At 43.2% G+C, this 1,232-nt stretch carries 2 protein-coding genes; both read right to left on the bottom strand.

The genetic code is table 11. The features are described from left to right. Nucleotides 1-264 (bottom strand): TerD family protein (locus tag B4H32_RS08080; protein WP_286801682.1); only part of this gene is annotated, 264 nt, incomplete at its 3' end. A gap of 73 nt (nt 265-337) precedes the next feature. Continuing rightward, the coding region (locus tag B4H32_RS08085; protein ID WP_286801686.1) for a DUF475 domain-containing protein at nt 338-1,232 on the bottom strand (895 nt) is incomplete at its 5' end.

Raw genomic sequence — 1,232 nt, forward strand, 5'->3', positions numbered from 1 at the left:
ATCATCGCCATCGCCTTCACCTGTGCGGTTGTCACCATTGTGTTTTACTGAACCGTCAGATGAAGTCAAATTATTGAAGAAAATAAAGTCATTATCTGCACGCACCTTACCATTTTCTCCAACAAGGAATGCAATCGCATCAAGGTCAAAAGCCTGACCATCTGTCACGCGAGGGTTCCAGCCTAAACCGACTGTTGTTTTAGTGATTCCTGGCGCTTCTTTAGTCAAGCTAACATTGCCACCTTTAGTTAAGCTAATTGCCATGAGTTATTCTCCTTATCTCATTGCTAAATTATATTTTATGGATATAACAGTTTTGTTATATCCCAGGATTTTATCAAGATTGTGTCTGTCTTTTTTCATAGGCAATTGATGAGAGAACTGCCCATATAATGAACGCCACTCCAATCAGGCCTGTTACCACTTCTGGCACATGCCCACCTGTACCTGTGTATAGCATAATTGCTGCCAGCATTCCAATTGCATACATTGCACCATGCTCCAGATAAATAAAGGCTTCCAATGTGCCTTTTTCCACCAGATAAATGGTCATGGAACGTACAAACATTGCACCAATCGCAAGACCAAGCATAATCACAACAACATCAGTTGTAATTGCAAAAGCACCAATCACACCATCAAAACTGAATGAGGCATCCAGCACTTCCAGATAAAGGAAACCACCAATACCAGCCTTGACAACCGTACTTGATGCACCTTTAGTTACGCTTTCCTGTGGTTCCTCTGCCTCTTCTGACTGGCTGCTTTCAAGTAAATGCCCAAGTGCCTGAACACCTACATAAACCACAATACCCCAGATGCCTGCAATCGCCACCACCAATTTCGTCTCTGGCGCAACAAAACCCACCATAATGAGAAGGGCGATCATTGCAACGAAAACTGACATGGCGGGAACATTCGCTAAATTTGCTAAACGTGATTCCAGCCAATGAAACCAATGCGTGTCCTTACCATCATCAAACAGGAAGTTGAGGAAAACCAAAAGCAGGAACATGCCCCCAAAGGCAGCAATTTCCGCATGGTGGGCCAATAACTTTTCAGAATACTGAACTGGATCGTTGAGTGCCATCTGGACAACTTCGACCATTCCCATATCTGCGGTTATGGCCACAATTACAATTGGGAAAATCAGGCGCATACCAAAAACGGCAATGAGAATCCCGACAGTTAAAAAGATTTTTTTCCAGAATTCATCCCAGTGACGCAATATT

The sequence above is a fragment of the Acinetobacter sp. UBA2063 genome, assembly GCF_002333245.1.
Lineage (GTDB): Bacteria > Pseudomonadota > Gammaproteobacteria > Pseudomonadales > Moraxellaceae > Acinetobacter > Acinetobacter parvus.